This window comes from Mycobacterium sp. (assembly GCF_032161845.1).
Classification (GTDB): domain Bacteria; phylum Actinomycetota; class Actinomycetes; order Mycobacteriales; family Mycobacteriaceae; genus Mycobacterium.
In genome coordinates this window covers 1-3,107 of sequence record NZ_JAVRQA010000564.1, presented here as the reverse complement: position 1 = coordinate 3,107, position 3,107 = coordinate 1, and the positions used below count along the sequence as shown (strand labels likewise).

Genomic DNA, 3,107 nt, shown 5'->3' with positions numbered 1-3,107 from the left:
GCCGACGATTCCGGCGACGCGGCGCAGCGCACCACCCAACGCCGTGGGGTAGTACTCCCAGCCGGTAAGGGTCTTCTCCACGGCGTCGTCGATCACCTCGACCGGGTGGCCGTCATTGGTGATGCCGATCCGGATGCGGGTGTAGGTCTGCACGCCGATCCAGTCGTCATCATGGGAGGCCTCGACGAACACTTCGTCGCGGGGATGGACGTAGGAGGCGAACACCGACTCGGCGCCGGGTTCGGGTTGGCAGTCCTGCACCGAGATTCCCCAGCCCACCAACAGGTGTGGGTGGGCGGCCTTCAGCGCAGCGCGGGTGGCGTGATGGACACCGATCAGGGCGGCGCTGACCTGCGGATCGGGCAGCGGCAGACCGTGTTCCAGTCCGGCTGACTGTCCGCCGCTGGCGGCGCGGGTGGCCAGGATCGCGACGATGTTGGGTTCGTTGATGGTGCCGACGTGCTCGACGCCGTCGGCCAGCACCGGTCCGAGGGCCTCGACGTAGCGCAGGAATCGTTCGGGGGCGTCGGGTCGGAGCCATCCGCCGGTGTCGCTGAACCAGCGCGGCAGGGTGAAGTGGTGCAGCGTGACGAAGGGGCGCAGCCCGCGGCTGCGGGCGCCGTCGACCATGCGGCGGTAGTGCTCGATCTCGGCGCGGGAGATCGCGCGGTCGGCGGCTTCGATGCGGGCCCATTCGATGCCGAAGCGGTAGTCGGTGAACCCCGCGGCCGCGGCCAGGTCCATGTCCTCGGGCCACCGGTGATACGAGTCGACGGCATCACCGGAAGGCTCCTTCACGAACGTGCCGGGGGCGTGTTCGAGCGCCCACCAGTCCGAGGCGAGGTTGTTGCCCTCGGTTTGATGGGCGCCGGTCGCCACGCCCCACAAGAACTCCGGGGTGTCGTGGACGGTCATCGCCACGCGGTGGACATTGCCGTACTCAATCCTGCCGGATGACGTGCACGGCGCTCAGGGCGCCGCCGAGCTGCATCAGGCGCCCGCCGTCGTGCAGGGCGCCCAGGAACACCGGAGCGAAGCCGAGGCGCTGCACGTATCGACCGAAGTCGGTGCTGGCCGCGTCGTCGTCGGTGGCGAAGAAGACGGCCTGGCGGCCCTCGGCGTGGCGGGGCTCGGCGTCGATGTAGGAGGCGAACATCGCGTTGAAGGCCTTGACGACGGTGGCGCCGGGCAGGTGGCGGGCGACCCACTCGCTGCCGGTGTCCTCGCCGAGGTCGACGAAGCCGTCATAGGTGGGTTCGTACTGTGCGTACTGGTTGGTGGCGTCGACTACGACGCGGCCCGACCAGTCCGGAACGACCGCGGTCAGGTCGGGCACCTTGAGGAACGGGATCGCCAGGATCACCACGTCGGCGCGCGCCGCCTCGACGACGGTGACGGCCTGCACCCCGTCGCCCAGCGTGGTGACTAGGTCGGTCAGGCTCGCTGGACCGCGGCTGTTGCTAAGGAACACTCGATAGCCAGCGTGCAGGGACTGGCGGGCCAGGGCCCGCGCGACCGGGCCCGAACCGATGATGCCGACGCTGTCGATCACGTGAGGTGTCCCCTGTGCAGGTGGTTCGGAATGAATTGGCGTGCAATCGCTCTCGGCGGAAAGGCGGGCGCGGTTCACGGTGTGACCAGCACGACGCCGACCCGACCGGGCCGGGATACGTGCGCCGCGGCCTCGCTGATTTGCTCCATCGGATAGATAGCCGCCGGTGCGAACAGCGGTGCCATCCCTTGGGCCATCGCCAGTGCGCTGGCCACGTCGGAGGCTCGTTGCTCGGCGGAGACCGCGCCGAGCCACCGCCCAATGGACAGACCGCGGATGCCGAGGTCCGCTCCGAGCAGCGTGGAGGCGTGCAGTGGGATCTGCTCGGGTGCCATCACGCCGTAGGAGATGAGTGTGCCGCCCGGGGACAGCAGCGAGAGTAGGTCAGCGGCGATCGCGCCGCCGATTGGGTCCAGGGCGACCGGGATCGGGCGTCCTGCTGCCGCGTCGCGGACCTGCTCCACCCAGTCCGGGGAGGCGGTGGACACCACCGGGACACCCGGGGTGCGGTCGCGTAGCTGTTCAGCGCGTTCGTCGCTGCGCACGATGCTGATGGTGGCGATCTCGTGGTGCTTGGAGCCGGCGGTGAACAGGCGGCCCACCGACGAGGCGGCGGCGTTGTTGAGGACGACACCGTCGAACCCGGTCGAGAAGTGCTGCTGGGCGGCGCGACGCAGCATCAGCACCGTGATCGGATTGACCAGCATCTGGGCGGCCACGTCATCGGAGAGGGCATCAGGCACCGCGACGGCGAATTGCGCGTCGACGAGGATGGTGTCGCGCCAGGCGCCCGGGTGCGGGAACACCGTCACCCGGGTGCCGGGCGAGACCGTAGTGACGCCAACACCGACGTCCAGGACGGTTCCCGTCGCTTCGATGCCCACGGCCACCGGTTCACCGGGTGACGGGTGGGCTCCTTGTACTGCCTGCAGGTCCCCAGGATGGAGGGGGAACGCGGTCACCTGCATCAGGATCTGACCCGGACCCGGCGCGGGGGGCGTGTCGACCTTGGTCACTTCCAGTACCTCGGCGGGATTGCCCGAGTGTCGGTACGTCACGGCTCTGATCATGGAAAATCCTCACATCGTCGGGGGGTGAATCGTGTTCGGCCTTGCGGACGGACGGAGACCAAGAGGTACCGAGCGGATCGGGCGTGCCCTGGCTCACCCCGGAATGCGTGGTCGATGGTCCACCGCTCGTTGCGCGGGGACGGCCCGCACAGTGCCAGGCCAGGCTTAGAGTTCGGCGATTCCACCGTCGACGACGAGGTCGAATCCGGTGGTGTAGCTGCTCTGATCCGACGCGAGATAGTAGACCGCGCTGGCGATCTCCTCGGGGCGACCGAGCCGGCCCAGCGGGGTGAACGCCTTGAATTCCTCGGTGCCGGCTTGCAGTTCGGCGTCACTGCCGAACTGGCTCCGCAGGATCGGCGTGTCGATGACCCCGGGGCTGACTACGTTGACGCGGATGTCCCGGTCCTTGAGCTCGGCAGCCCAGGTGCGCGCGAACGACCGGATGGCGGCCTTCGTGGCGGCGGAGACGCCGTAACCGGGGA

General features: G+C 69.0%; 4 protein-coding genes. All 4 read right to left on the bottom strand.

The annotated features are described in order from the left end of the window. On the bottom strand, window positions 1-915 hold a 915-nt coding region (locus QOD90_RS31265; protein ID WP_526356454.1), incomplete at its 3' end, for a family 1 glycosylhydrolase. Between the two features lie 25 nt (window positions 916-940). Next, the gene (locus QOD90_RS31260; RefSeq protein WP_526356452.1) at window positions 941-1,552 is read right to left on the bottom strand and encodes an NADPH-dependent F420 reductase; all 612 of its coding nucleotides are present in this window, start codon (window positions 1,550-1,552) and stop codon (window positions 941-943) included. A 74-nt stretch (window positions 1,553-1,626) separates the two neighbouring features. After that, a complete protein-coding gene (locus QOD90_RS31255) occupies window positions 1,627-2,610 on the bottom strand; it encodes an alcohol dehydrogenase catalytic domain-containing protein (protein ID WP_526356450.1) in 984 nt (327 codons plus the stop codon). A gap of 177 nt (window positions 2,611-2,787) precedes the next feature. After that, window positions 2,788-3,107 (bottom strand): SDR family NAD(P)-dependent oxidoreductase (locus QOD90_RS31250; protein ID WP_526356448.1); only part of this gene is annotated, 320 nt, incomplete at its 5' end.